Source organism: Pseudidiomarina salilacus, assembly GCF_047323925.1.
Classification (GTDB): Bacteria; Pseudomonadota; Gammaproteobacteria; order Enterobacterales; family Alteromonadaceae; genus Pseudidiomarina; species Pseudidiomarina salilacus.
Window position 1 is genome coordinate 193,838 of record NZ_CP178753.1, and the last position, 24,739, is coordinate 218,576.

General features: G+C 51.6%; 23 protein-coding genes. 16 read left to right on the forward strand and 7 right to left on the reverse strand.

The window, feature by feature from the left end; all coding sequences use genetic code 11:
• Positions 1-4 precede the first annotated feature (4 nt).
• Genes surA through ACJ8W9_RS12380 form a run of 5 tightly spaced genes read left to right on the forward strand, consistent with a single transcriptional unit; the run spans position 5 to position 4,284 of the window.
• Entirely contained in the window at positions 5-1,297 is a 1,293-nt protein-coding gene (gene surA, locus ACJ8W9_RS12360) for a peptidylprolyl isomerase SurA (protein WP_411360116.1), read from the forward strand.
• Positions 1,294-2,283, forward strand: coding sequence for a 4-hydroxythreonine-4-phosphate dehydrogenase PdxA (pdxA, locus tag ACJ8W9_RS12365; RefSeq protein ID WP_411361197.1), 990 nt, complete (start codon positions 1,294-1,296; stop codon positions 2,281-2,283). Before surA ends, pdxA begins: the two co-directional genes overlap by 4 nt.
• Positions 2,276-3,085, forward strand: coding sequence for a 16S rRNA (adenine(1518)-N(6)/adenine(1519)-N(6))-dimethyltransferase RsmA (gene rsmA / locus ACJ8W9_RS12370; protein ID WP_411360112.1), 810 nt, complete (start codon positions 2,276-2,278; stop codon positions 3,083-3,085). Before pdxA ends, rsmA begins: the two co-directional genes overlap by 8 nt.
• A complete protein-coding gene (apaG, locus tag ACJ8W9_RS12375; protein WP_411360110.1) occupies positions 3,082-3,450 on the forward strand; it encodes a Co2+/Mg2+ efflux protein ApaG in 369 nt (122 codons plus the stop codon). The genes rsmA and apaG overlap by 4 nt, the downstream gene beginning before the upstream one ends.
• Before the next feature lie 6 nt (positions 3,451-3,456).
• On the forward strand, positions 3,457-4,284 hold the full coding sequence (locus ACJ8W9_RS12380; protein WP_411360108.1) for a symmetrical bis(5'-nucleosyl)-tetraphosphatase: 828 nt from the start codon (positions 3,457-3,459) through the stop codon (positions 4,282-4,284).
• Here the strand turns inward: ACJ8W9_RS12380 and tyrS are convergent.
• Entirely contained in the window at positions 4,281-5,483 is a 1,203-nt protein-coding gene (gene tyrS, locus ACJ8W9_RS12385) for a tyrosine--tRNA ligase (protein WP_411360106.1), read from the reverse strand. The two genes, ACJ8W9_RS12380 and tyrS, sit on opposite strands and share 4 nt — an antisense overlap.
• 210 nt (positions 5,484-5,693) lie before the next feature.
• Here tyrS and ACJ8W9_RS12390 point away from each other — a divergent pair, with 210 nt between their 5' ends.
• Complete coding sequence (locus ACJ8W9_RS12390; RefSeq protein ID WP_411360104.1) at positions 5,694-7,067, forward strand: peptidoglycan DD-metalloendopeptidase family protein; 1,374 nt, start codon at positions 5,694-5,696, stop codon at positions 7,065-7,067.
• Positions 7,067-8,200, forward strand: a complete 1,134-nt coding sequence (locus ACJ8W9_RS12395) for an anhydro-N-acetylmuramic acid kinase (RefSeq protein WP_411360102.1) — start codon at positions 7,067-7,069, stop codon at positions 8,198-8,200. The genes ACJ8W9_RS12390 and ACJ8W9_RS12395 overlap by 1 nt, the downstream gene beginning before the upstream one ends.
• A 15-nt stretch (positions 8,201-8,215) precedes the next feature.
• Here the strand turns inward: ACJ8W9_RS12395 and pepQ are convergent, their stop codons facing one another.
• The 3 genes from pepQ to ACJ8W9_RS12410 form a co-directional block, all read right to left on the reverse strand.
• Complete coding sequence (pepQ, locus tag ACJ8W9_RS12400) at positions 8,216-9,526, reverse strand: Xaa-Pro dipeptidase (RefSeq protein ID WP_411360100.1); 1,311 nt, start codon at positions 9,524-9,526, stop codon at positions 8,216-8,218.
• Between the two features lie 54 nt (positions 9,527-9,580).
• Positions 9,581-9,928 (reverse strand): iron-sulfur cluster insertion protein ErpA, encoded by a 348-nt coding sequence (erpA, locus tag ACJ8W9_RS12405; protein ID WP_034733067.1) that lies wholly within the window; start codon positions 9,926-9,928, stop codon positions 9,581-9,583.
• A gap of 82 nt (positions 9,929-10,010) precedes the next feature.
• Positions 10,011-10,679 carry a DUF6776 family protein gene (locus ACJ8W9_RS12410; protein ID WP_411360097.1) on the reverse strand — a complete coding sequence of 223 codons (669 nt, stop codon included), beginning with the start codon at positions 10,677-10,679 and terminating at the stop codon, positions 10,011-10,013.
• Between the two features lie 112 nt (positions 10,680-10,791).
• On the opposite strand from ACJ8W9_RS12410, the gene hemJ reads away from it, so the two are divergent.
• From hemJ to hemL, 3 genes are all read left to right on the forward strand, one after another.
• Complete coding sequence (hemJ, locus tag ACJ8W9_RS12415; RefSeq protein ID WP_411361198.1) at positions 10,792-11,220, forward strand: protoporphyrinogen oxidase HemJ; 429 nt, start codon at positions 10,792-10,794, stop codon at positions 11,218-11,220.
• 121 nt (positions 11,221-11,341) lie between these two features.
• Positions 11,342-12,355, forward strand: coding sequence for an aspartate carbamoyltransferase (locus tag ACJ8W9_RS12420; protein ID WP_411360093.1), 1,014 nt, complete (start codon positions 11,342-11,344; stop codon positions 12,353-12,355).
• A 20-nt stretch (positions 12,356-12,375) separates the two neighbouring features.
• Complete coding sequence (gene hemL, locus ACJ8W9_RS12425; RefSeq protein ID WP_411361199.1) at positions 12,376-13,662, forward strand: glutamate-1-semialdehyde 2,1-aminomutase; 1,287 nt, start codon at positions 12,376-12,378, stop codon at positions 13,660-13,662.
• A gap of 25 nt (positions 13,663-13,687) precedes the next feature.
• Here hemL and mrcB read toward each other — a convergent pair whose 3' ends face one another.
• The 3 genes from mrcB to pepB form a co-directional block, all read right to left on the reverse strand.
• Complete coding sequence (gene mrcB, locus ACJ8W9_RS12430; protein WP_411361200.1) at positions 13,688-15,934, reverse strand: penicillin-binding protein 1B; 2,247 nt, start codon at positions 15,932-15,934, stop codon at positions 13,688-13,690.
• Between the two features lie 81 nt (positions 15,935-16,015).
• Positions 16,016-18,454, reverse strand: a complete 2,439-nt coding sequence (gene hrpB / locus ACJ8W9_RS12435) for an ATP-dependent helicase HrpB (RefSeq protein WP_411361201.1) — start codon at positions 18,452-18,454, stop codon at positions 16,016-16,018.
• Between the two features lie 6 nt (positions 18,455-18,460).
• Complete coding sequence (pepB, locus tag ACJ8W9_RS12440) at positions 18,461-19,753, reverse strand: aminopeptidase PepB (protein WP_411361202.1); 1,293 nt, start codon at positions 19,751-19,753, stop codon at positions 18,461-18,463.
• A gap of 71 nt (positions 19,754-19,824) precedes the next feature.
• Between pepB and sfsA the strand changes: the two genes are divergently transcribed.
• The 6 genes from sfsA (at position 19,825) to panB (ending at position 24,726) form a co-directional block, all read left to right on the forward strand.
• Positions 19,825-20,547: a DNA/RNA nuclease SfsA gene (gene sfsA / locus ACJ8W9_RS12445; protein ID WP_411361203.1), complete on the forward strand. Its 723-nt coding sequence runs from the start codon at positions 19,825-19,827 to the stop codon at positions 20,545-20,547.
• Between the two features lie 86 nt (positions 20,548-20,633).
• A complete protein-coding gene (gene dksA, locus ACJ8W9_RS12450; protein ID WP_034733080.1) occupies positions 20,634-21,086 on the forward strand; it encodes an RNA polymerase-binding protein DksA in 453 nt (150 codons plus the stop codon).
• A 1-nt stretch (position 21,087) separates the two neighbouring features.
• On the forward strand, positions 21,088-21,939 hold the full coding sequence (gene gluQRS, locus ACJ8W9_RS12455; RefSeq protein WP_411360080.1) for a tRNA glutamyl-Q(34) synthetase GluQRS: 852 nt from the start codon (positions 21,088-21,090) through the stop codon (positions 21,937-21,939).
• A gap of 86 nt (positions 21,940-22,025) precedes the next feature.
• Positions 22,026-23,402 (forward strand): polynucleotide adenylyltransferase PcnB, encoded by a 1,377-nt coding sequence (gene pcnB / locus ACJ8W9_RS12460; protein ID WP_411361204.1) that lies wholly within the window; start codon positions 22,026-22,028, stop codon positions 23,400-23,402.
• A gap of 5 nt (positions 23,403-23,407) precedes the next feature.
• The gene (gene folK, locus ACJ8W9_RS12465; RefSeq protein WP_411360077.1) at positions 23,408-23,887 is read left to right on the forward strand and encodes a 2-amino-4-hydroxy-6-hydroxymethyldihydropteridine diphosphokinase; all 480 of its coding nucleotides are present in this window, start codon (positions 23,408-23,410) and stop codon (positions 23,885-23,887) included.
• A 41-nt stretch (positions 23,888-23,928) separates the two neighbouring features.
• Positions 23,929-24,726, forward strand: a complete 798-nt coding sequence (panB, locus tag ACJ8W9_RS12470; RefSeq protein WP_411361205.1) for a 3-methyl-2-oxobutanoate hydroxymethyltransferase — start codon at positions 23,929-23,931, stop codon at positions 24,724-24,726.
• Positions 24,727-24,739: the final 13 nt, after the last annotated feature.

The following is a 24,739-nucleotide window of genomic DNA, read 5'->3' on the forward strand; positions in this document are numbered from 1 at the left end:
TTTCATGAAACAGATGTTGAAGTTAGTGAGCATCGCTTGGCTAGCATTTGCCAGCGTAACCGTCGCCGCTCAGGGTAATGATGTTCTCGATCGTGTCGCGGTGGTCGTCAACGACGGGGTTATTTTACAAAGTGAAGTCGATGCTATGGTGCAACAAATCAAAGTTAACGCCCAGCAGCAAGACATCAATTTGCCCGCCGATGATGTATTGCGCGTGCAAGCGATAGACCGCTTAGTGTTGCAAGAATTGCAGTTACAAGTAGCGCGCCGCGCGGGTGTTGAAGTCACCGATGCACAGTTAGAGCAAACCCTCGTCGGTATTGCACAAGATGCAGGCATTAACGTTGACGCGTTACGTGAGGAAATCACCCGCTCAGGACTCACTTGGCAAAATTACCGCGAGTCGATTCGACGCGAGATGACGGTTGGGGAAATCCAACGCGCTGCGGTTCGCGACCGGGTTTATATTTCACCGCAAGAAATTAGTAATCTGTCAGAAATGCTCGACCAGATGAGTGATGCCGAGGTTGAATATCGTTTGAGCCATATTTTGGTGGGTATTCGCGACGGTAGTAGCGGCGATGAAGTACAAGATGCGCGCGAGCGCGCCGAAAAACTTATCGAGCGCCTCAATGGTGGTGCTGACTTCGTCGAGATGGCAATTTCTGCCTCGTCAGGTTCACGAGCCCTCGAAGGGGGTGACCTCGGCTGGATGAGCGTGAATGCCATGCCTACTTTGTTTGCCGAAGCAGTGCGCGATAAACGCAAAGGCGACCTGATCGGCCCGATTAAAAGTGGCGTCGGTTTCCACATTTTGAAAATTGCTGATACCCGTGGCCTGGAAACCGTCGAAGTTGAAGAAGTGAAAGCGCGCCACATTTTGTTACGCACCTCGGTCATCTTGTCAGATAACCGCGCTAAAGAGCAGCTGGCAGAAATCCGTGAACAGATTATCAACGGCGAAGCGAGTTTCGAAGACATGGCTCGGGAATTCTCTGATGACCCAGGCTCAGCAAGCCAAGGCGGTGATTTAGGCTGGTCAGAAACAGACATTTACGACCCAGCATTTAAACGGGTACTTGATAATGGCGAAGTAGGTGCGATTAGCGAGCCATTTAAATCACAATTTGGTTGGCACATTGCCGAAGTAACCGATCGCCGCATTCAAGATGCGACCGAGCGTAGCAAGCAAAATCGTGCTTACCAATTGCTCTATCGCCGGAAGTACCAAGAAGAATTGGAAAACTGGCAACAAGAGATCCGCGATCAAGCCTACATTGAACAGGTTGTGAAATGAGTCTACCCCGCATCGCCTATAGTTCAGGCGAGCCGGCTGGCATTGGCCCCGATCTTGCGGTGCTGTTAGCGCAACAAGAATGGCCATGTGAACTGGTGGTGTTGGGCAATCGACAACTCATTCAAGACCGAGCTCAACAGCTCGGTCTTGCTGTTTCAATACAAGCTTACGATGCCACGCGTGCGTCCCAACAATGGCCCGCCGGCACCCTAGTGCTGGCTGAACATGCGTTAGCCGAGCCCTGTGTGACAGGACAACTGAACGCAGCAAATAGCCCCTATGTACTCGACTTGCTGCGCCATGCTGGCAATGGTTGTCTCAACGGTGAGTTCGACGCAGTCATGACTGGGCCGGTACACAAAGGTGTAATCAACGACGCCGGCATTCCATTCAGTGGTCATACTGAGTTTTTTGCCGAATTAAGCCATACCAAGCAAGTCGTCATGATGCTTGCTACCGAAGGCCTTAGAGTGGCGTTAGTGACCACCCACTTACCCTTACTTGCTGTGCCTAGGGCAATTACCAAAGCACTGGTCAAAAGTGTCAGTTACATATTGGCTGACGATTTAGCCCACAAGTTTGGTATTGTCGCGCCACGGATTTTAATCTGCGGATTAAACCCACATGCGGGTGAAAATGGTCACTTGGGTCGCGAAGAAATAGACCACATCATTCCTGCGATTGACGAGTTACAGGCCGAAGGAATGGACGTTAGCGGTCCATGGCCAGCCGACACTTTGTTCCAACCCCATTATTTAGAGCACGCCGATGCAGTGCTCGCGATGTATCACGATCAAGGCCTGCCCGTGCTAAAATATCGTGGTTTCGGGCAAGCGGTGAATATCACCTTGGGCTTGCCTTTTATTCGGACTTCGGTCGATCACGGCACTGCCCTTGATCGCGCAGGAACTGGAAAGATTGACAGCGGCAGCGCCAGTTATGCGCTGCAAACCGCTTTAACTATGGTAACCAAAACGCATGAGTAAAACCCATCTTGGCCATCGCGCGCGTAAGCGTTTTGGTCAGAACTTCCTACACGACAGCTTCGTGATAGAGAGCATTGTGGACGCTATCAACCCACAAGAAGGTGAAGCTTTGGTCGAAATCGGTCCAGGTCTTGCCGCCCTCACTGAGCCCGTCTGTGAGCGGGTGAGCCATCTTACCGTGGTTGAGCTCGACCGCGACCTTGCCGAACGCCTCGAACAGCATCCGTTTTTACAGCAAAAACTGACAGTTTATCGTGGTGATGCGTTAAAAACTGATTTTCGTCAGTTTGCGCCTGAAGGCAAGCGTTTGCGGGTGTTTGGCAACCTTCCCTACAACATCTCGACGCCCATTATTTTCCACTTGCTCGAACATTTAGATGTGATTGGCGATATGCACTTTATGTTGCAAAAAGAAGTGGTCGATCGGCTTGCCGCTGAGCCAAGCACTAAAACCTATGGTCGCTTAACCGTATCAGTGCAACAAGCCTGTGCCGTGGAACCGGTATTGCATGTACCACCGGGCGCGTTTACTCCACCACCGAAGGTAGAGTCTGCGGTGGTAAGGTTAACGCCGTACCAGCAACCACCACATCCAGTACACTGTCGTAAAACCTTACAGAAGCTCTGTTTAGTGGCTTTTAATCAGCGGCGCAAGACTATTCGCAATAACTTAAAAGAAATCATCAGTAGCGAGCAGCTTGAAGCTTTAGGTATCGACCCAGGCGCACGACCTGAAACCCTTACAGTTGCGGACTATTGTCGTCTCGCTAACTGGTACTATGAACAGCAAGGAACGGTATGAGTACGATTCGAATTGAAGTCAAAACCCATTATTTGGCAGCTCAGTCAGCGCCTGACAATGGTCAATATGTATTCGCGTATACCATTACTATTCACAACGATGGCGCTGCCGAAGTTCAGTTACTGAACCGCGCGTGGAAAATCACCGATGCCGATCACAAAATAACGCGCGTCGCAGGTGACGGCGTGGTCGGTGAGCAGCCGAAAATAGCAGCTGGTGAATCCTATAGTTACACCAGTGGTACCGTGCTGGCGACGCCGATTGGCAGCATGGAAGGTCACTACGGAATGGTCGATGTGAACGGCACGAAATTCACTGTCGAGATCCCGTCATTTCGCCTCGCTGTACCCAACATCCTGCATTAATTGCGTATGGCTCGGTATCTGGTCGGCGACTTACAGGGTTGCGTTCAACAACTCGAACAATTGCTTGAGCACGTGCAATTTGATGCCGCACGTGATGAGCTTTGGTGTGTCGGCGACTTGGTGGCACGTGGCCCAGACTCGCTGCAATGCCTGGAGCTGTGCCGGTCGTTAGGCCCTGCTTTTAAAGCAGTGTTAGGCAATCATGATTTAAATTTAATGGCGGTGCTGCTGGGCGTGCGCCGTGCCAACCCGAAAGACCGCCTCGATGCGATTCTAGCTTTGCCCAAAACAGATAAGCAGCAATGGCTTGAATTCCTCATCAATGTGCCGTTAATGCGCACGAGCGATGATCTAGTGATGAGCCACGCGGGTATTTATCCCTACTGGAACATTGCCGAGGCGCAAGGTTATGCCGATGAAGTAAGCGCTAGCTTACGTAACGCTTATGCGCGCGATGAGTTAGCCGATTGGTTGCGCGAAATGTACGGTAACGAACCTGCCTGCTGGTCTGAAACTTTAACTGGCGCGGCCCGCATTCGCTTTTTCATTAATGCGTTTACCCGCATGCGCTTTTTAAGCGCTGATGGCTGCCTTAATCTCAGCGTCAAAGAACAACCAACCGCGGCGCTGTGCGAGCAAGGCCTCACGCCATGGTTCGAGGCTTGGCCGCAAACGGCCAACACTTTGGTGTTTGGTCACTGGGCGGCGCTGCAAGGACAGACGGCGCGAGCAGATGTGATTGGTTTAGATACCGGTTGCGTCTGGGGAGAATACATGACGCTCATGCGCTGGCCAGATGGCCAGCGCTGGCAAGCTGCAAATCCGACGCGTTAAGCAACCGTAACCCGCGCAAATTTACGTTTACCGACTTGATACACGGCTGTGGTACCGGCCGCGATAACAAGCTTGTTATCGGTTACCTTTTCACCATCTATTTTGACCGCGCTTTGCTTGATCATCCGCATGGCATCCGAAGTTGAACTCACTAAGTCAGCTTCTTTCAGCAAATGACAGATACCCAGTTCACCATTGTCGCTGGTCACCGTCAGTTCTGGCATCTCATCGGGAATGGCGTTCTTGCTAAAGCGCTGAACAAAATCTTGCTCGGCAGCTATAGCGGCGGCTTCATCATGAAAACGAGCGATGATCTCTTTGGCCAATAACACTTTGTAATCACGAGGGTTGGCACCGTTTGCAATCGCCGCTTTGAAGCTGGCGATTTCCTCTAGCGGACGGAAACTCAGTAGTTCAAAGTAACGCCACATCAATTCATCTGAAATAGACATGATTTTGCCAAACATATCGTTCGCTGGCTCGGTAATACCCACGTAGTTGCCCAGCGACTTCGACATTTTTTGTACGCCATCAAGACCTTCGAGCAGTGGTACCATGATCACGGTTTGCGGACGCTGTCCTTCTTCTTTTTGCAACTCGCGGCCCATCAACAAGTTAAAACGCTGGTCGGTACCGCCCATTTCGACGTCGGCTTTGAGTGCAACCGAATCCCAGCCCTGCACCAGTGGATAGAGAAACTCGTGAATCGCAATAGGTTGACCGGTGTTGTAACGCTTTTTAAAATCATCCCGTTCGAGCATGCGTGCAACGGTTTGGCGAGCGGCAAGTTTGATCATCCCCGCAGCGCCTAGTTCACTCATCCACTCTGAGTTGAAACGTACTTCAGTTTTCGCCGGGTCCAAGATTTTGAACACCTGCTCTTTATACGTTTGTGCGTTCGCCATCACATCTTCCGGTGAAAGCGGCTTACGCGTGACATTCTTACCCGTCGGGTCACCAATCATGCCGGTGAAGTCACCAATCAAAAAGATAACCTTGTGACCTAAGTCCTGAAATACTCGCAACTTATTGATAAGCACCGTATGGCCTAAATGTAAGTCAGGCGCAGTTGGGTCAAATCCAGCCTTAATCACCAGTGGTTTACCACTGGCAAGCTTATCTTTCAGCTCATCCGCCAATAAAATCTCTTCGGTGCCACGGGCGATCTCCGCGAATGCATCGGGCGCTGGGTTTGCCATTATTTTTTACTCCTGAGTGAACCACTTGGCGACAAAATCGGTCTACAAACCTTGCATTGTAAGCGATTTGCCGCCTTGTTTTAAGCGCAAAGTTGGGTAAAGTAACTGGAAAAAGCTTGTGCTTCGTATTATTCTGCAGTAACTAGTGTTGCGATACTAGTCAATAAGTGCGCTAACTTCAGGACGTTTATGAAGGTATTTACGAAAAGAATGGCGGGGTTTGTACAACAACTCCCTCGACGCCATCAGGTATTATTGTCTACAGTGGCAGCCGCCACGTTGATCGTATTGTTGCTGCCGTCTGAGCAAGCGACAGCGTCACGTAATACATCTGATCCGAAACTCGCGGAGCAGCAATTAATCCTTGGCGAGCGCCTTGAGATTCCTGTTGCAGCGAAAGCGGCAGTGACTGCCCAAGCGCAACATATGCCTGCTCTACAACCTAGCGTTGATGCGACCGCAGCGGCTGAGACTGTTGCCGTAGCAGAGCCGGTCGAGCCTGCGGTGCAATGGAGCGGTTACAAAGTTAAAAGTGGTGACAGCTTAGCGCGCATCTTTGAGCGCATGGGCTACTCTCCGCAAGAGCTCTATAAAGTTACCCAAGACCAACAAGCCAATAAATACTTCCTCAAGTTACGTCCTGGGGATACTTTACGTTTCGCTAAAGATAGCAACGACGAACTCGTACAACTGGCCTATCAAATCTCGCCGATTGATACCCTCATCGTGTCAAAAATCGATGGCGCCTACCAAAGCGAGATCGACACCAAAGAAGTTCAGGTTCAAGAAGCCTTTGCTTATGCTGAAATCTCAAGCAGCTTCTGGAATGCCGGTATCAATGCCGGTCTCACTGAAAACCAGATCATGAGTATCGCTAGCATTTTTGGCTGGGATATCGATTTTGCCTTGGATTTACGTAAAGGCGATGAATTCTCGGTGATTTTTGAGAAAGAGTATGTCGATGGTGAATTTGTTGGTTACGGTAAAGTGCTAGCTGCGGAGTTCGTCAACCAAGGTGAGCGCTATCAAGCTATTCTGCACGACGACGGCGATTATTATGCGCTCGATGGCAGCGCCATGCGTAAATCGTTCTTGCGCTCACCAGTGAAGTTCACTTACATCAGTTCTAACTTCAATCCGCGCCGTTTGCACCCGGTAACAGGCGTCGTGCGACCGCACAATGGTACCGACTATGTGGCACCTGTGGGCACACCTATTATGTCATCGGGCGCCGGTAAAGTGATTGCCAGTGCCTACAATAATCTCAACGGCCACTATGTCTTTATTCAGCATGGTGAGCGCTACGTGACCAAATATTTGCACCTGAGCAAACGCCTCGTTAAGCGCGGCGATAAAGTCAAACAGGGTGATATCGTGGGTCGCTTGGGCAGCACCGGTCGAGTTACTGGTGCGCATTTGCACTATGAATTCTTAGTCGATGGTGTGCATCGGAATCCGCGTAACGTCGAATTGCCGGAGGCCGAATCACTGAACGCGCAACAGCTGCCAGCCTTTAAGAAAATTGCTGAACAGCGCCTCGCTATGCTCGAGAACAACCGCCGTACCTACTTGGCAATGAACTAATGCCTGCGGCGGAACGCTACATCGGTCTGATGTCCGGCACCAGCATGGATGGCATCGATGCGGTGCTGGTCGACTTCAGCAACGCACAGCCACAACTTATTGCCCATTGTCACTTAGCCATGCCAACCGACCTTGGCGCAGAACTCAAGCGTTTGTGCCAACCAGGTCCAAATGAACTCCATCGTCTCGCCACTACCGATCGCCTGTTCGCCGAATATGCCGCGCAAGCGGTGTATGAGCTATTACGTCGCAGTGGCCATCAGCCGAGTGCAATTACAGCCATTGGCAGCCATGGTCAGACCGTTCGCCATATGCCCGATGTGGCAACCCCGTACACGGTGCAATTAGGCGACCCGTCAACGCTGGCGGCGCTTACCGGTATTGCTGTGGTGGCTGACTTTCGCCGTAAAGACGTTGCCCTTGGTGGCCAAGGGGCGCCTTTGGTACCCGCTTTTCATAACGCGCTATTTCGCGACCAGTTAGCCAAAGGAAGTTGTGCGGCGGTGCTAAATTTGGGGGGTATCGCCAATATTACGGTGATCGACACTGCTAGTGATGAGGTGTTGGGGTTCGATACGGGACCCGCCAATACCCTGCTCGATCTTTGGTATCAGTTACAGCATCCAGACGCTGCCACCGACTACGACCCAAACGGCGAGTTTGCCGCGAGCGGCAAGGTCGACGCCGAGCTGCTGCGGCAGATGATGACCGATGATTATATTCAGCAGACGGCACCCAAGAGCACTGGTCGCGAGTACTTTAATCATGAATGGCTGATGGCACAACTTGAAAGGCTATCAGCTTGGCAGCCTGCTGATATTCAGGCGACCTTAGCTGAGTTTACCGCAGCGAGTGTCGCAAAAGGTTTAACTGAAGCCGCACCCAAAGCCTTAACGCAGGTATTTGTTGCCGGCGGAGGAGCTTTTAACGGCGACCTGATGCAGCGCTTAGCAGCGCATTATCCAGATGCGGAGTGGCGGTCTGTCGCGCGCTTAGGCGTTGACCCGCAGCATCTCGAGGCCATGGCCTTCGCTTGGTTAGCACGACAGTTTCAGCTGCGCCAACCTGGCAATGTACCGTCGGTCACTGGCGCGAGTCGCGCCAGCATCCTCGGCGGTCTGTACTTACCTTAGCCTACGAGCTTGGCCTTAGCCTTCGAGCTTGGCAAAGGCATCGCGGGTGAGGTTTTCGTTGCTATCCGAACCAACCACAATGCTGTCTTCAATACGCACGCCACCAAACGGACGTAGCTCATCAATACGCTGCCAGTTGAAAGCCTGTTCGCCCTCGTGGGCTTCAAGCAGCTGGTCGATGATGTAAAGCCCTGGCTCTATGGTAAAGACTTGCTGCGGTTCAATTGGACGCAACAAGCGTAAAAACGGATGCCGTTCATCGCGCGGGTACTGCTCGCCGCGATCATTCTGCAAAAATCCACCTACATCGTGCACTTGCAAGCCAATGAAATGTCCAAGCCCATGCGGGAAGAAAGCACTGGTAAAGCCTTGTGCGTAGATATCTTCTGGATTGCCACGGACGATATCGAACTCATTCAGTAGACCTGCCACTTTCATGTGTTGCGATACATGCAGGTCGTAATAATTCACGCCCGGTTTGATTTCAGTGAGCAGCTGCTGTTGGGCAGCATCCATCGCGCTTACCAAATCGGCAAACAGTCCTGATTCGCGTGCATAAGTGCGAGTAATGTCAGCGCAATAACCGCGATAGGTCGCACCCGCATCAATCAAAAACGAACGGCTTGCCGCCGGTGCCGTGGTTTCATAAACATCATAATGCAAAATTGCGCCATGCTCGTTGAGCCCGACAATACTGTTGTACGGCAGTTCAGTTTCGCGCGCATCGATGGCGGCGAGATAAGCTGCATGAATTTCTAACTCACTTTTACCTGCCATAAAGGCATCGCGGGCAGCTAAATGTGCCGTTGCCGCGCGCAGGTTAGCCACGCGCAAGTTTTCAACTTCCCAAGCAGTTTTCTCGGCACGGTGATAGTGCAGGTGATCGATCAGCGCTTGCGGATTGCAAGCAGCAACCTGCCAACTAGCCACGGGTTCGGCAAAATCTTCACCGATAAATGCCGCCTTCGCTAATTTATCGCCTAAATAACGGGTGAGCTTTTGCAAGTCATCAATCACCACGAGCTCTACGTGTTCTTGCCACTCTGCTGCAGGTACTGAGACCGGCGCATGCCAGAAGTCTCGGGCTTGAAACAAAAACACCACAGGTTTGTGACCCGGCTCATAATAAATAGCGCTTTTCGGGCTATCGGTGACCGGGATCCAGTATTTAAACAGCGGGTTCGCTTTGTACGGTGCAGGATTATCATCGAGAAAGGCAACGCGCGGTTGTCCCGCATAAACTAAAACTGCGTCGTAATCGGTTGCTGCTAAAGCTTGATCAAAACGTGCTTGCACCGTCGCAATATGGGCTGCGTAAGAACTCATTGGTGAACCTCGCCTAGGTAACCACTCGCACCGACGGCGAGTGGTGCTATGAATTTAGATAGAAAAGCTGGCGCCGCAACCACAGGTGGTCGAAGCATTGGGGTTATCAACGAAGAAACGGGCACCTTGCAGGCCCTCTTCGTAGTTGACGGTGCCGCCAACTAGGTATTGCAAACTCATCGGGTCAACCACGAGCGTAACCCCGTTTTTCTCGATTTCGGTGTCACCCGGATTCACTTTCTCATCAAAGGTAAAACCGTACTGGAAGCCTGAACACCCACCACCCGTGACATAGACGCGTAGTTTGAGTGCAGCATTTTCTTCTTCTGCAATCAGGGTTTTCACTTTATTGGCTGCCGCTTCAGTAAATTGAATCGGTACTGCTTGCGCTGCTTCGGTCATTCGTTTGTTACCTCCAACTATCAGGCGCGTATTTTCTCGTACCTGACTAAAAGGGTCAAGTATTGTCACTGCAACGACCCAACTAGTTGCGTAAATCACTCCACAAATAGGTACGCTCGACGAGTGCAGCTTTTGGCTCATTTACACTGACCCGCACCAGGATTTCCTCAGCGGCAAAATTTGTAGGTAGTTCGAAACTACCACTTTGTGCTTTAAAAAAACGCATGCTGAAGCTCCGTTCAGCATCGCTTAAGTCGGCTAAATCATATAGGTCGAAAGAGACGCGTTCGCCGTTCACACGACCTTGCAGCAAGACTTCCAAGGTGCCTTTCGCAAAGTTGCGGACCCGGTCTGTCTGCACAATGGCAAAACGAAATTGATAATGCCCCTCTTGCTCAAGCGCGCGTAAGCTAAAATCATCAATGGCAATGCCATTGGCGATCATTTCCGGCGCCATAATCTTCTGATAAAACGCAATTTCACGCCGTAAAGTACTAATTTCATCGCGACTCGCCGCCAAGTCTTCTGATAATTGCTCAGCGGCGGCTTGTTCGATGCCCAGTTCGACTTCGGCGATATGCTTTTGGTAGTCAGCGCTTTCGGCTTGCTCGTACAACTGCTCGACCTGAGTTTCTAGGTCATTAAGGTTACTGCGCAAGCGCCAACTATCAGCCGCACCGAGCAAATAGCCAAGCAGCAGGCCGATTATTGCCGCAACGGCAAGAAAAACGATTTTTTGCTTCTCATTCATAGCAGCACTTCTTATCATGGCTTCAATCAGAGCGCGTTAAATGTGCTCGACATGCTACGCAGCAACTGGCGTTAGCGCAAGTAAGCCAATAGCAAAAGCAAAAGGCAACGATATGACAGTTTTGTGGTTAAAAGCACTGCATCTCATTTTTATGGTGGCATGGTTTGCCGGCATCTTTTATCTACCGCGCCTGTTCGTTTATCACGCGCAGAACGAATCCAGCGAGGTCAACGACCAGCTCAAGGTCATGGAGCGGCGCTTATTGTACTTTGTCACGCCTTTTGCCGTGCTCACCTTGGTCTTTGGCGTTTGGTTGATAGCGATTTACGGTAGTGCTTGGTTTAAAGCCAGTGGTTGGCTGCACATCAAATTGCTGTTGGTAACTTTTTTGTACGGCTATCACTTGTACTGCTTTAAATTATTGGCCGACTTTAAGCATGACCGCAATCGTCGCAGCCATAAGTTTTATCGGGTATTCAATGAGATCCCTGTGCTCGCGCTATTTGCTATCATTATTTTGGCAGTGGTGAAGCCATTTTAAGCTTTTCTGCATCGAACAGCTGCAGTAACTCATGCAACAACGTTCGTTTTAGACGCAAAATCTGCTATCATCGCGGTCCAGTGTTTGATCTCTTTTCCTCCACTGACTGAGGCCGCGACCCATGAACTTCACTGGTGCCAACATACTCTCCGTTGACCAATTTAATCGCGATAGCATTGATGAAATTTTTGCTGTTGCGGACGCTATGCTGCCCTACGCACGCCGTCAAAAACGCACGAAAGTGCTCGATGGTGCCATTCTCGGCAATCTCTTTTTCGAGCCCTCGACGCGAACTCGTGTCAGTTTCGGTACCGCGTTCAACTTACTGGGTGGCGAAGTACGTGAAACCACCGGCATGGAAAGCTCTGCCCTAGCAAAAGGCGAGTCACTTTACGATACCGCGCGCGTGCTCAGTAGCTATAGCGACGTGATTGCCATGCGTCATCCCAAATCAGGCGCCGTGGCAGAGTTCGCCGAAGGTAGCCGCGTGCCGGTCATCAATGGCGGTGATGGTGCCAACGAACACCCCACCCAAGCCTTGCTCGACCTTTACACGATCAAAAAGGAACTGGCGTATCACGGGCATGCAGTTGAAGGTATGCATATTTGCATGATGGGCGATCTGAAGTTCGGCCGTACCGTGCATTCGTTATCACGTCTACTGGCCTTATATCCAAACGTCCGCTTTACCTTGATCTCACCACGTGAGTTGATGATGCCAGACAGTGTCATGGATGCGCTTGCTAATGCTGGCCACCAAGTAAATGTTACGGACCAAGTAAGTGGCAGTTCCGATGCTGACATCATTTATCAAACGCGGATTCAGCAAGAGCGTTTCACTTCGCCACAAGAGGCTGATCAATATCGCGGTAAGTTTCGTTTAAACAGCGAAATCTATACCAAGCATTACAAACCAAATACCGTCATTATGCACCCGTTGCCGCGAGACTCGCGCGCCGAGGCAAATGAACTGGATAACGACTTAAATCAAAACCCTAACCTCGCTATTTTCCGCCAAGCGGATAATGGCGTATTAATTCGTATGGCGCTGTTCGCGTTAACGCTTGGGGTTGCCGATCAAGTCAAGAAATACGAGTGCGATGTCAACTGGTACAGCGACAAGCGCAACGTCTAACTAACCGTAAGAGGATCAAGATGTCTCGATCTGAGCAATTATTCGCGCAAGCACAGCTTGCCATCCCTGGTGGCGTCAATTCGCCAGTGCGCGCATTTAACGGCGTAGGTGGTTCACCTATTTTCATCGAACGCGCTGAAGGCGCTTACATGTTCGATGCTGACGGCCAGCGTTATATTGATTACGTAGGCTCTTGGGGTCCGATGATCCTAGGCCACAACAACGCGGTGATTCGCGAAGCAACCCATGCTGCGGTTGACCGTGGCCTGAGTTTCGGTACCCCTACGCCTGGTGAAATCACCATGGCGGAAAAAATTAAGCAGTTGGTGCCATCGATTGAAAAGGTTCGTATGGTCAATTCTGGTACCGAAGCAACCATGACCGCGATTCGTTTGGCGCGTGGCTACACCGGCCGCGATAAAATCCTCAAATTCGAGGGTAATTATCATGGGCATGCCGACTCATTATTAGTCAAAGCAGGCTCAGGTTTGTTGACGCTCGGCGTACCTAACTCACCGGGTATTCCAGAAGATTTCGCGAAGCACACCTTAACCGTGACCTTCAATGATATCGACTCGGTACACGAAATCTTTGCCGAAATCGGCGACGAAATCGCCGCAATCATCGTCGAACCCGTTGCTGGTAACATGAACTGCATTCCGCCGGTGCCGGGCTTCCTTGAAGGCTTGCGCAGCATTTGTGATGACTATGGTAGCGTGCTGATTTTCGACGAAGTCATGACGGGTTTCCGCGTATCACGTGGTGGTGCGCAAGAGTATTACCAAGTAGTCCCCGACTTGACGACGCTTGGTAAAGTTATCGGTGGTGGTATGCCAGTAGGTGCCTTCGGCGGTAAAGCGGCAATTATGGATTACATCGCGCCAGTGGGTCCGGTCTATCAAGCGGGCACCTTGTCAGGTAATCCAGTGGCAATGGCTGCCGGGCTGGCCTCATTAACCCAGCTCGAAGATCCTGAACTGTATCCGAACCTGTTTGCGAAGGTCGACAAGCTCACCTCTGGATTGCAAGAGCGCGCTGATGCCGCAGGCATTCCGTTTACCACAAACAAAGCGGGCTCGATGTTTGGTTTCTTCTTCTCAAAAGACCAACACATTACGTCTTACCAGCAAGCCACCGAATGCAATATGGAACATTTCCGTAAGTTCTATCACAGCATGCTTAAGCAAGGCATTTACATGGCTCCGTCGGCCTTTGAGGCGGGTTTCATGTCAGCCGCACATAGCGATGCTGATTTAGATGAAACACTGGCTGCAGCAGAGCGCGCTTTTGCTGAATTAAAAGCCTAACCTCGCGCAACGCTCTTCGTGGTGGCTAGAAGATCTTCTGCCACCACGATTCTTCTTCTTGCTCACCGTTACAATTCATATTTTCCGGAAGCTTTACAGGAAACGCAGGGAAACGGCGTTGCTGTGGGCAATCTAACGGAATAGGCTGACCGGTTTGCGGATGAAAAGCCGTTACCTCAAGGCCCGGTGCCAAATTGGTATGCAAGGGTTGCACCCCAATCTGACTGTAAATCGCTGCGACTACAGGTAAAGCGCCGGTGGCACCCGTCAAGCCAATGGGTTGATTATCATCACGACCGATCCAGGTCGTCACGAGACGCCGTTGATCATAGGCGACAAACCAACTGTCACGATTATCATTAGTGGTGCCACTCTTACCGGCTAGCGCATTTTGCCCAAACAACTGCGCCAGTTGCTTACCCGTTCCCTCATTTACGACGCCACGTAAACCGTAGTTCACCAAGCCACTAGTACCGCGGTCATAGACTTGCCGACCCGCTGGAATGGTGCGTTGGTAGATTTCTATACCCTCATGATCGGTAATCGCTTGAATGGTGGCAAAGGGCCGAAATTGGCCTTGTTCTGCCATGACGCCAAACATTTCCGTGACTTGTAACGGTGATAGCTCAACCGCGCCAAGCGAAAGCGCCGGAACGGCTTGGATCGGCGTGTCAATGCCACTACTGCGTAGTCGATCGACGACGGCCGGTAGACCAATTTCCATGCCTAAACGCACCGCGGGTAAGTTGCGTGATTGGGCGAGCGCATCGTACAACATGATCGGACCGACGAATTCTTTGTCATAGTTTTCCGGTCGCCAAATATCACCATCGGCTTCTTGCCACTCGATGGGTTCGTCTTGCAGTACTGTGCCGAGTCGATAAGTCGCCGGCTGTTCTAAAGCCATGGCATATATCGTGGGTTTGATCAGCGACCCGACCTGACGCATGGCTGTGGTTGCACGATTAAAACCGACTTGGTTACGATCACGATCACCAACCATACTAATGATGCTCGCTTGCTGATGGTCAGCAATAACCGTTGCGGCTTGTAACTGTTCATCTTTACTCAATCGCGCAAGTTGCTCACTGATACTGCGCTCCGCGGCTTGCTGTGCGATCGGATTTAGATACGTAAAAACGCGCAAACCGTGTTTTGACCAATCCTTCGGGATTTGTAATTGCCCCAACTCGGTTTTGACCCGCTCTAAATAATGTGGCGCCCAGGTGCGGCCAGCTTGCGCACTCTTGGGCTCAACCAGTTGCTGTTCCACCGCAGCAAGGTAGGTCGGTTGCGAAATCAAATCTTGCCCGTACATTAATTGCAAAATCATATCGCGGCGTGCTTCGACACGCTCCGGATAGCGATGCGGATTATAGTAAGAAGGACCTTTGATAATACCGACCAGCAGCGCAATGTCAGCTGCAGTCAATTCTTCGACTTGCTTGCCAAAATAATAGCGACTCGCAAGACCAATGCCATGAATGGCGCGGCCGCCGTCTTGGCCAAAATAAATTTCATTAAAGTAGCTTTCTAAAATTTCGTTTTTGCTAAAACGAAAGTCGATAATCAGCGCCATCAGGGCTTCGTTGGCTTTGCGCCAGAGTGTCTGCTCGCGCGTTAAGTAGAGGTTTTTGACCAACTGCTGAGTCAGGGTACTGCCGCCTTGAACTGTATCCATCGCGACTAAGTTGGCCATTGCCGCACGACCAATAGACGACAACGAGACTCCGGCGTGATGATAAAAATCACGGTCCTCGACCAACAATAAGGTCTCAATTAACAAGTTAGGGAGTCGTTCCAAGCCCACCAACATGCGGTCTTCACCGTTGGCACCAGTGATTTGGCCGAGCACTAGGGGATCAATTTCAAAACGGCCAAGCATCCGACCGTCAGGCAGGCTTTCGATGTTGGTGACATAACCATCGGCAAAATACACTCGCGCACGCTGCGCCATGGCTGGACCACTAGGGAAGTCAAAGGGACGACGATGGATTTCCACCGCTTGCCCGACTTGGCGATAGGTACCGCTGGAACTCAGTGAGGCGCTTTCTCGGTAGCGCAGTTGTTGTAATTCGGCGATCAGCTGCGCTGGTCGTAACGGCTTAATGGGCTCAAGGGTAAGCGGCCGTGCATAGACAATGGCTGAAGCTTCATAGCGTTCCGAGGCAAAACGCTTAGTCAGCATGCTATCAAGGTAAATGGTATAAAAACCAAGCGCTACCAGCACGATAAACGCTAGTTTTGCCAGAGTCTTAAATAGAAAGCGCATGAACGTCCATCTAACTAATTCGAAGACCTCATAGGATACTTGGCTTTGCGCTGAAATGTACCCCTGAGCCGCTAATTTTCATTAAATTTTACTTTTGGTCTTGCGCGTTGCTTGTGCTTGTAAGGGGTCATCAGGCCATGGATGTTTGGGATAGCGACCTTTCATCTCTTTTTTCACTTGCTGATAGGAGTTCTGCCAAAAGCTTGCTAAGTCTGCCGTACGTTGCAACGGTCGTCCAGCTGGCGATAACAACTCCAGCAACAGATTGACTTTGCCGTCAGCAATGGTGGGCGAAACTGGCTCACCGAAGACTTCCTGTAATTTTAAAGCGACCTTCGGTGGCTGCTCGCGGTAATCAATTTTGTGCTGGTGACCGCTCGGTGCCTGCCACCCGGTCGGGCAAAAGGCGGCTAACCGTTGTTGTTGGGCATAATCGAGACGCGCCTGTAAGGCCGGCAGTGGTGACCACGCTTGTAGGTCACGCAAACTGGTCAACGACGACCAATAAGGCGCGGCCCAGCTGGCCAACTGTGCCGTTAAGCTCGCGTCATCAAACGCCGGCCAGCTTGCAGCTTCCGCAGGCGGTAAGTGCGCTAAGGCAAAACGTACCCGCGCCAGAAAAACTGCAGCTTTAGCATAATCAATGAGCGCGGTTTTGCTTTGTTGGACCAAACTCACCAGCAACTCTGCTCGCTCGCTTGCTGAGGGCTGCTGCGCGGCGGCGCGTTGTCTTAGGCAAATCGCGCCCAACCGGAGCGACTCAATCGCTTGCAGCCGTTGCTGTGGACCGACCCATTCAAGTTCGGTTTGCCATGCCAAGGGTAACGCTGGATGCTCGAGGTCAGTCTCACTCAGCGCTAGATAATTATCGATAAAGGCATCACGACTGGCATCACTAAAGGTCATGGTTAAAATCAGCAATAATGGCGCGCGAGTGCGCGCATCTTGCTGATGAAAACGCGCACCGCCGCCATACGCCAACAGATAACTACTACTGGCATCGCGCTGTTGGGCGACCCGATCCGGATAACCCCATGCTGCTAGTTGAAAAGCCAGTTGCGGCTCGACTTCGGCAACTTCTTGCTTGGCGCTAAGTTGCTGCAACCAATAGCGCCAGCGTTGCTTTGCTTCCCGAGATAGCTGCGGTAGCGTTTGCGGAAAGTATTGAGGTTGCCGAGTTGGCACCTCAAGCTGCGCCAGTAACAGAGCCGCAGCACTGCGTTCGGACGCTGTTAACGATTGCGCGGCAATGGCGATGCGGGCAAGTCTTGGATCATTGCCCAAGGCTGCCACCTGTTGACCAATAGCTGTCAATTTATGGTCACCATCGAGCACCCCAAGCGCTTGTAACAGTTGCTCCGCAACGGCAATGTGCGCTGCATTCGGTGGGGTAAAAAATTGCAATTGCTGCAGTTCGCTGCCCCAACGCTTACTCTCCAGCACCGCACTACTTAAATCATCGGTGGCAATAGCGGGGGCATCGTAGTCGCGCATGCCATGTTCATCGGCTTGGCTCCATAAGCGCCAGCATTTGCCCGGACCTAAACGACCCGCGCGACCGCAACGCTGCAACGCCGCCGCTTTGCTAATCCGAGCCGTGGTCAAGCGCGTTACGCCATGCTTTGGATAAAACTGCGCACGACGTTCACGACCACTATCCACTACCATATCAATGCCCGGAATCGTCAAACTGGTTTCGGCAATATTGGTCGCTAGCACGACCTTCTTTCGTCCTGCAGGACGTTCACTCAGGGCGGCTTCTTGTTCCGCTAAAGACAATTGTCGATGCAACGGCAGCACATCTATATTCGGCAACTCCGGCAGCAGTTCACGCACCCGCTCAATTTCACGCCAGCCCGGCAAAAACACCAAAACACCCTGTTCCGCTTCGTGCACAGCTGCCGCTACTGCTTGCGCACAGTGTGTCAACCAATCACTGGCTAGCCCCACTGGCCGATAGTCGATAGTAACTGGATGCTGCCGTCCGGCACTGGTTAATACGCGCGCGTCACCCAGCCAGTCGGCGATGTGTTGTGCGGGTAAGGAGGCTGACATGATGAGCAAGCTAAGATCATCGCGCAAAGCCCGCGCTTCGAGCAACATGGCGAGACCAAGGTCACTGGACAGATTACGTTCATGAAATTCGTCGAAAATAACGCAGCCTACCCCCTGTAGCTCGGGATCGTTCTGCAAATACTGAACAAAGATACCTTCAGTGACAATTAACAAGCGAGTGTCCGTACTAAATCGCTGCTCCCCCCTTACCTGATAGCCAACCTGCTGGCCGACTCTTTCACCTAATTGCTTGGCGAGATAATGCGCAATAGAAACCGCAGCTATCCGCCGCGGTTGCAGTAGTAAAATGCGCTGCTGCCAGTGCGGCTGTTGCAGCAAGTGTAACGGTAACGCCGTTGACTTACCGGCGCCCGGTGGTGCTTCCAACACCACCGTTTGCCCGACTAAATTGGCGTCAAGCTCAGCAAAGAGCTCAGTAACCGGTAGGGCCGACGATACCGCCACGGAGACTTAGTTGTCTTGCTGCAAGAGTGCTGCAATGGTGCGCACGCCAAGCGCTGTAGCACCAGTCGCCCATAAGCTATTGGCGCTGCCGTGATAAGCGCCAGCAATGTCAAAATGCAACCAGCCTTTGCCGTTATTCGGCGCGAACCGCAATAAGAAGCCGGCGGCGTTACTTGCCCCACCAGAACCGCCGCCTTTTTGCGGACGACTATTGGCGCAATCAGCAAATGCCGATGGCGTGTTTTCTTTGTGCCACTGTTGTAACGGCAGACGCCAGAGGTTTTCGCGTTGCTCAGTTGCCGTCGCCAAGGCCTTGTTCGCTAACGCATCATCCACGCTAAACAGCGCGTTGTATTCGGTCCCCACTGCCACTTGCGCAGCACCGGTAAGCGTCGCCGCATCCATAATGAGTTTGGCTCCCACTTCGCCGGCGTATTGCAGGCCGTCAGCCAAGACCAAACGCCCTTCGGCATCAGTGTTGACGATTTCAACGGTGGTGCCATTTTTGTACTTGATGATGTCGCCCAGTTTATAAGCAGTGCCATCAATCAGGTTTTCCGCACAGCAAAGGACCAGTTGCACCCGCTTGTTCAGCCCTTGTTGAATCGCCAACGCCAAGGCCCCTGCTACCGTCGCGGCACCACCCATGTCGCACTTCATTGCCACCATACCTTCGCTTGATTTGAGGCTATAACCGCCAGAATCAAAGGTAATGCCTTTACCCACCAAACAAACATCGACCGGCGCATCAGCTTGCTGGCTTGGATTGTAATCCACCACCAACATACAAGGGGCATGCTTACTCGCACGACCTACAGTATGAATGCCAACCCAACCCTCTTTGAGCAGGTCGTCGCCGGCGATAACACGCGTCGAAACCTTGTCTGCAGCCAAGCCTTCAAGCTTCTCTGCAACGCGTTGCGCGAGCGATTCTGGATAGATGGTGTCGGGTGGTAAGTTGATCAGCTCACGCGTCCAATTTACGGTATCGCGCATTTGTTTTAGGGTGTTGGCGTCATTCGCCCAAGTGATTGAATTGCTGCTGCGCGTATCGGTGTAGCCATTGCTAAATGCCCATTGGCGTTCGAGGTCCCAGCCCTCACCCTGAAGTTCAACTGCGCGCACACCAAAACCATCGAGCTGGCGACCGGCTTTTTGAATTTTCCGCAAGTTTTCGGCTTCGTCAGCGCCTAGATAGATGGTTGCGCCTTTTTCGCCCATTACGACAGCCGCGCTTGGTTTCCAAGCAGCAGCAGAAAAATCTTGTTGAACAACAAATACGGCAAGTGCGGTAGACATGGTGAACAGCTCCCATTATGGTTGCGAGAATAAAGTAGAGTATATCGTATAAAAGCTAGATGAGGCTGACAATGCAGTTTGACAACCCCTTAGAGCAGGCTTTTTTGTTGCGGCGGTATAAGCGTTTTTTAGCCGACGTCTATCACCCAAGCTGGCCACATTACAGTAATAGCGAGCATCCCCTTACCGTGCATTGCCCCAATACCGGTGCGATGACCGGCTGCGCTGAGCCGGGGATGCGAGTGTGGTTGAGTGATTCGCAGAATAGCAAACGTAAATACCGTTATACTTGGGAGCTTGCCGAAACCAGCGCCGGTGACAGTATTTGCGTCAACACCCAACGCGCTAATCAAGTCGTCGGTGAAGCTCTACAACAACAACTTTTACCAGCCTTTCGTGACATCAATGAATGGTGTGCGGAACGTCGTTATGGTGATGCCAATCGCCGCATTGATTGGCAAGGAACGACAGCTGACGGCCGTCAGTGTTATGTCGAAGTCAAAAGCGTTACCCTCGCCGAGGGCGCACAGGGTTATTTCCCTGATACTGTAAGTCAACGCGCGCGTGAACATCTGCGCAGTTTGCAAGCTATGGTCGCACAAGGGCAGCGCGCCGCTGTCATTTATTGTGTACTACACAGTGGTGTGCAAGTGGTCAGCGCAGCCGCCCATTGTGATCCGAAATACGCCGAAGCAGCTATTGAAGCCAAACGGCAAGGCGTTGAATTTTATGCGTTAGCATGTGATATCAGTCCACAGGGAATTCATCCGAAAGGCGAACTCCCAGTAAAATAGTCACACAAATTCAATTGCGCAGCTCTGGGGTTTCTGGTATATGTACCGACCTTTTTTGACAAACCCTCTCATACAGGAGATCCACAATGCCTCAAGGAACGCCTAAAAAAGCTCACGGCATTTTGGCACAAGCTGGCTTGGAACCTTACCAAGAACAGCCGAATGAAGAGTATATGAACGAAAAGCAACGTGCGCATTTTCGTAAAATTTTAGAAGTTTGGCGTAATCAGTTGCGTGAAGAAGTTGACCGTACCGTTCACCACATGAAGGACGAAGCGGCAAACTTCCCTGATCCGGTAGACCGTGCTTCACAAGAAGAAGAGTTCAGTCTGGAATTGCGGACGCGGGATCGCGAGCGCAAACTGATCAAGAAAATTGAAAAGACTTTACAAAAGATCGAGGCTGATGACTTTGGTTTCTGTGACTCTTGCGGCATCGAGATCGGTATTCGTCGCCTGGAAGCGCGACCGACTGCCGATTTGTGTGTTGACTGCAAAACTTTAGCGGAAATCAAAGAGAAGCAAATGACCGGCGCCTAATATGGCAGCTTCGTCAGCTTATCGCGGACGCTTTGCCCCGACCCCGTCGGGGCCTCTTCATTTCGGTTCACTGGTCGCAGCGGTTGCCAGCTACCTCGACGCTAAAGCTCACGGCGGTGAGTGGTTGCTACGCATCGAAGACGTCGACAAACCCCGCGCCGTACCTGGCGCTGCGCAAACTATTCTGCAGCAGCTACATGACCACGGCTTGCAGTGGCATGGCGAAGTTATCTATCAATCGCAACGTGACACGACCTATGCTGCAGCTCTGCAGACTCTGCAACAACGTGGCCTCACTTACTACTGCAGTTGTACCCGCAAACAAATCAAAGCACGTGGCCCTTATTACACAGGTTATTGCCGCGACAAAAAACGTCGCGCAGAAGGCAATGCTGTGCGGTTTCGTAATGACCACCCCTGCACCGAGTTCCAAGACCGGATTTTAGGCAAGGTGCAACTCGACCCCGATTTCGCCGCAGAAGATTTTGTGCTGTTCCGCCGTGATCAACTCTACACCTACCAGCTTGCGGTGGTCGTTGATGATATCGCGCAAGGCATCACCGATATTGTTCGCGGTGCCGACTTGTTGACGCCTACCAGTTGGCAATTAACGCTATGGAGCGAACTGGCAACTTACCAGCCGCGCTTTGCCCATGTCCCCTTGGCACTTGATCAGAATGGCAACAAACTAAGTAAACAGAATCATGCTCCAGCGCTAAGTGCTGAGCACGTTCACCAACAACTGCGCGATGCTTGCGCATTTCTTGGCTTAACGGCGCTGCCCAAAGCAGCAAATACCGAGCAATTATTAAGCGCTGCAACTGCCGCTTGGCGCGCAAAGTATCTTTCCTGATCCGCTGCAAACGGCTACAATACGCGCATTCTCCCAAGTTTGGGAATTTCTAAGGAGTAGAAGCTATTATCAAACGCATCAAGGCAATGGCCAAACGTGCATTTAGCAAGCCTGCTGACGCAACCGAGTTGCCAGCCAATATTCTTGCACAACCCGTGGTGATCTCGCGCGATCAGCACAACATTTCACGTAAAGACATCTCTGAGCATGCCCTCAAAGTCTTGTACCGTCTGCACAATGCTGGGTACGAAGCCTATTTGGTTGGCGGTTGCGTTCGCGATCTATTGCTCGGTATCAAACCCAAAGATTTTGACGTCGTCACCAACGCATTGCCCGATCAAGTGTACAAACTGTTCCGTAATTGCCGTTTAGTGGGGCGCCGCTTCCGTCTCGCGCATATCATGTTTGGCCGCGAAATTATCGAAGTCGCTACCTTCCGTGGCCATCACGATGAAGAAGAGCCAGAAGCCAAGCATGCAAAACGTGATGCTAAAGGTATGCTGTTACGTGACAACGTTTATGGCAGCATTGATGAAGACGCACAACGCCGCGATTTCACCGTTAACGCCTTGTATTACAACATTGCTGACTTTGCCATTTATGATTATGCCAATGGCGCGCAAGATATCGAACGCGGTATCTTGCGTATGATTGGCGACGCCAGTGAGCGCTATCGCGAGGACCCGGTGCGGATGCTGCGCGCGGTGCGTTTTGCCACCAAGCTGTCGATGCAGATGGACGACAGTGTACGTAAACCGATTCGTGAACATGCACACCTGCTGCAAAATATTCCAGCGGCACGGCTATTTGAAGAATGTTTGAAGTTATTCACCGCCGGTAAAGGTGTGGCGAATTTTGAACTTTTGACCGAGTATCATTTGTTCCAACAGCTGTTCCCGCTGTTGAAAAGCTACTTGGCAAATGTCGACGAACCGCCGTATCAAATGTTACGTCAGACCTTTGCTGATACCGACAGCCGCATTCAGAAAGAATTGAGTATCACCCCAGCTTATTTGTTCGCAGCACTGCTCTGGTGGCCACTGCAGGCACGCATGGAACAATTAATGTTTGAAAGTGGCTTACCGCCGGTTGATGCGATGAATATCGCTGCCGCCGATGTTTTTGCTCGGCAAGTTCAAACGGTTGCGATCCCCAAACGCTTTACTATTCCGGCGCGCGAAATCTGGCAACTCCAACAACGCCTAGAGCGTGCCAAAGGTCGCCGCGTAGGGCAATTGCTCGGCCACCCACGCTTCCGCGCTGCCTATGACTTTTTATTGTTACGCACGGCAACTGCACCAGCGAGTGAGCGTGAACAATTAGAGAAATTGGCGAAATTCTGGACCCAACAGCAGCGCCAGCAACCGGATGTAGCCCCGAGTGACGATCGCGCACCGAAGAAACGTGGACGCCGTGGCGGCCGCCGGCGCCGTAAGCCGAGTGGTAAATCTGAGTCGAATTAGTTGCTATGAGCACGGTTTATATTGCACTTGGTGCCAACCTCGGTGATCCCGTAGCGACTTTACAGTCGCTGCTTGACCAGTTGCACCAAGACGACGCGTTAACAGCAATTCAGTGCTCAAGTTTTTTTCGCAGCAAACCGATGGGACCACAAGATCAACCGGACTACGTGAACGCTGTGTTAAGTGCGCAGACAGACCTACCACCGTTAGCGTTACTTGATTATTTGCAACAGCTAGAGAACGACTTTGGTCGTGTGCGCAATCGGCGTTGGGGAGCTCGTACACTGGACCTTGATATCCTCTTGTACGGCACTCAACTGCTTAGGCATGAACGCTTAATTGTCCCGCACCCAGGTCTCGCTGAGCGCGACTTTGTGCTCCTGCCTCTTGCTGAAATTGCGCCAGACCTGAGTCTTCCCGACGGTCGTCGTATCAGCGAGTTATTGACGGCTGTGGACAGTCATGACCTGATAAAAATTACCTGATACAATCGCCACACGACTCAGCGTTGTTTAAAGGATTTATCATGGCTGCCATGACTATTGCCAAACTCACCGAAATGAAAAAAAACGGTGAGAAGATCGCTTCGCTCACCGCCTACGATGCCAGCTTCGCCAAGCTATTTGCTGCACAAGACATCGATTTTATGCTGATTGGTGATTCCTTAGGAAATACCATTCAAGGTGCCTCTAGCACACTTCCAGTCACCGTTGACGATATCGCCTATCACACCAAAGCGGTGCGCAATGGCGCACCTGATGCGTTCGTCATGGCAGATATGCCATTTATGTCGTACGCGACGCCTGAACAAGCTTGCCAAGAAGCAGCTAAATTAATGCGCGCCGGCGCCAATATGGTCAAACTAGAAGGCGGCGATTGGTTGTTAGATACCATTCGTCAGTTGGTTGAGCGCGGTGTTCCTGTGTGCGCGCATCTGGGCTTACTGCCGCAATCTGTGAATGTTTTAGGTGGCTACAAAGTGCAAGGCAAAGAGGCTAGCGCCGCTGATAATACTTTGCGCCAAGCACTAGCACTGGAAGCTGCGGGAGCGCAATTATTGGTACTTGAATGTATTCCAACTTCGCTCGGTAAACGCATCAGCGAAGCCCTGAGCATACCCACGATTGGCATCGGCGCCGGACCTCACTGTGACGGACAAATCCTAGTGATGCACGACATGTTTGGCTTAAACAGTGACTATTTGCCTAAATTTGTGAAGAACTTCTTAGCCGAGACCGGTGATTTAGCAGCTGCGGTCGCGCTCTATGTGAAACAAGTCAAAGAAGGCAGCTTCCCGGGTCCGGAACACAGTTTTAAGGGCTAATCCAGTTGAGGGT

Bases quoted from the DNA above. Each gene is read 5' to 3' on its own strand.
- pcnB (WP_411361204.1), top strand. From the start codon at position 22,026: ATGGCCAAACGTGCATTTAGCAAGCCTGCTGACGCAACCGAGTTGCCA.
- hemL (WP_411361199.1), top strand. From the start codon at position 12,376: ATGTCTCGATCTGAGCAATTATTCGCGCAAGCACAGCTTGCCATCCCT.
- gluQRS (WP_411360080.1), top strand. From the start codon at position 21,088: ATGGCAGCTTCGTCAGCTTATCGCGGACGCTTTGCCCCGACCCCGTCG.
- folK (WP_411360077.1), top strand. From the start codon at position 23,408: ATGAGCACGGTTTATATTGCACTTGGTGCCAACCTCGGTGATCCCGTA.
- dksA (WP_034733080.1), top strand. From the start codon at position 20,634: ATGCCTCAAGGAACGCCTAAAAAAGCTCACGGCATTTTGGCACAAGCT.
- hemJ (WP_411361198.1), top strand. From the start codon at position 10,792: ATGACAGTTTTGTGGTTAAAAGCACTGCATCTCATTTTTATGGTGGCA.
- ACJ8W9_RS12380 (WP_411360108.1), top strand. From the start codon at position 3,457: ATGGCTCGGTATCTGGTCGGCGACTTACAGGGTTGCGTTCAACAACTC.
- ACJ8W9_RS12390 (WP_411360104.1), top strand. From the start codon at position 5,694: ATGGCGGGGTTTGTACAACAACTCCCTCGACGCCATCAGGTATTATTG.
- ACJ8W9_RS12410 (WP_411360097.1), bottom strand. From the start codon at position 10,679: ATGAATGAGAAGCAAAAAATCGTTTTTCTTGCCGTTGCGGCAATAATC.
- rsmA (WP_411360112.1), top strand. From the start codon at position 2,276: ATGAGTAAAACCCATCTTGGCCATCGCGCGCGTAAGCGTTTTGGTCAG.
- ACJ8W9_RS12420 (WP_411360093.1), top strand. From the start codon at position 11,342: ATGAACTTCACTGGTGCCAACATACTCTCCGTTGACCAATTTAATCGC.
- pdxA (WP_411361197.1), top strand. From the start codon at position 1,294: ATGAGTCTACCCCGCATCGCCTATAGTTCAGGCGAGCCGGCTGGCATT.
- tyrS (WP_411360106.1), bottom strand. From the start codon at position 5,483: ATGGCAAACCCAGCGCCCGATGCATTCGCGGAGATCGCCCGTGGCACC.
- mrcB (WP_411361200.1), bottom strand. From the start codon at position 15,934: ATGCGCTTTCTATTTAAGACTCTGGCAAAACTAGCGTTTATCGTGCTG.
- pepB (WP_411361202.1), bottom strand. From the start codon at position 19,753: ATGTCTACCGCACTTGCCGTATTTGTTGTTCAACAAGATTTTTCTGCT.
- panB (WP_411361205.1), top strand. From the start codon at position 23,929: ATGGCTGCCATGACTATTGCCAAACTCACCGAAATGAAAAAAAACGGT.
- apaG (WP_411360110.1), top strand. From the start codon at position 3,082: ATGAGTACGATTCGAATTGAAGTCAAAACCCATTATTTGGCAGCTCAG.
- pepQ (WP_411360100.1), bottom strand. From the start codon at position 9,526: ATGAGTTCTTACGCAGCCCATATTGCGACGGTGCAAGCACGTTTTGAT.
- surA (WP_411360116.1), top strand. From the start codon at position 5: ATGAAACAGATGTTGAAGTTAGTGAGCATCGCTTGGCTAGCATTTGCC.
- erpA (WP_034733067.1), bottom strand. From the start codon at position 9,928: ATGACCGAAGCAGCGCAAGCAGTACCGATTCAATTTACTGAAGCGGCA.
- sfsA (WP_411361203.1), top strand. From the start codon at position 19,825: ATGCAGTTTGACAACCCCTTAGAGCAGGCTTTTTTGTTGCGGCGGTAT.
- ACJ8W9_RS12395 (WP_411360102.1), top strand. From the start codon at position 7,067: ATGCCTGCGGCGGAACGCTACATCGGTCTGATGTCCGGCACCAGCATG.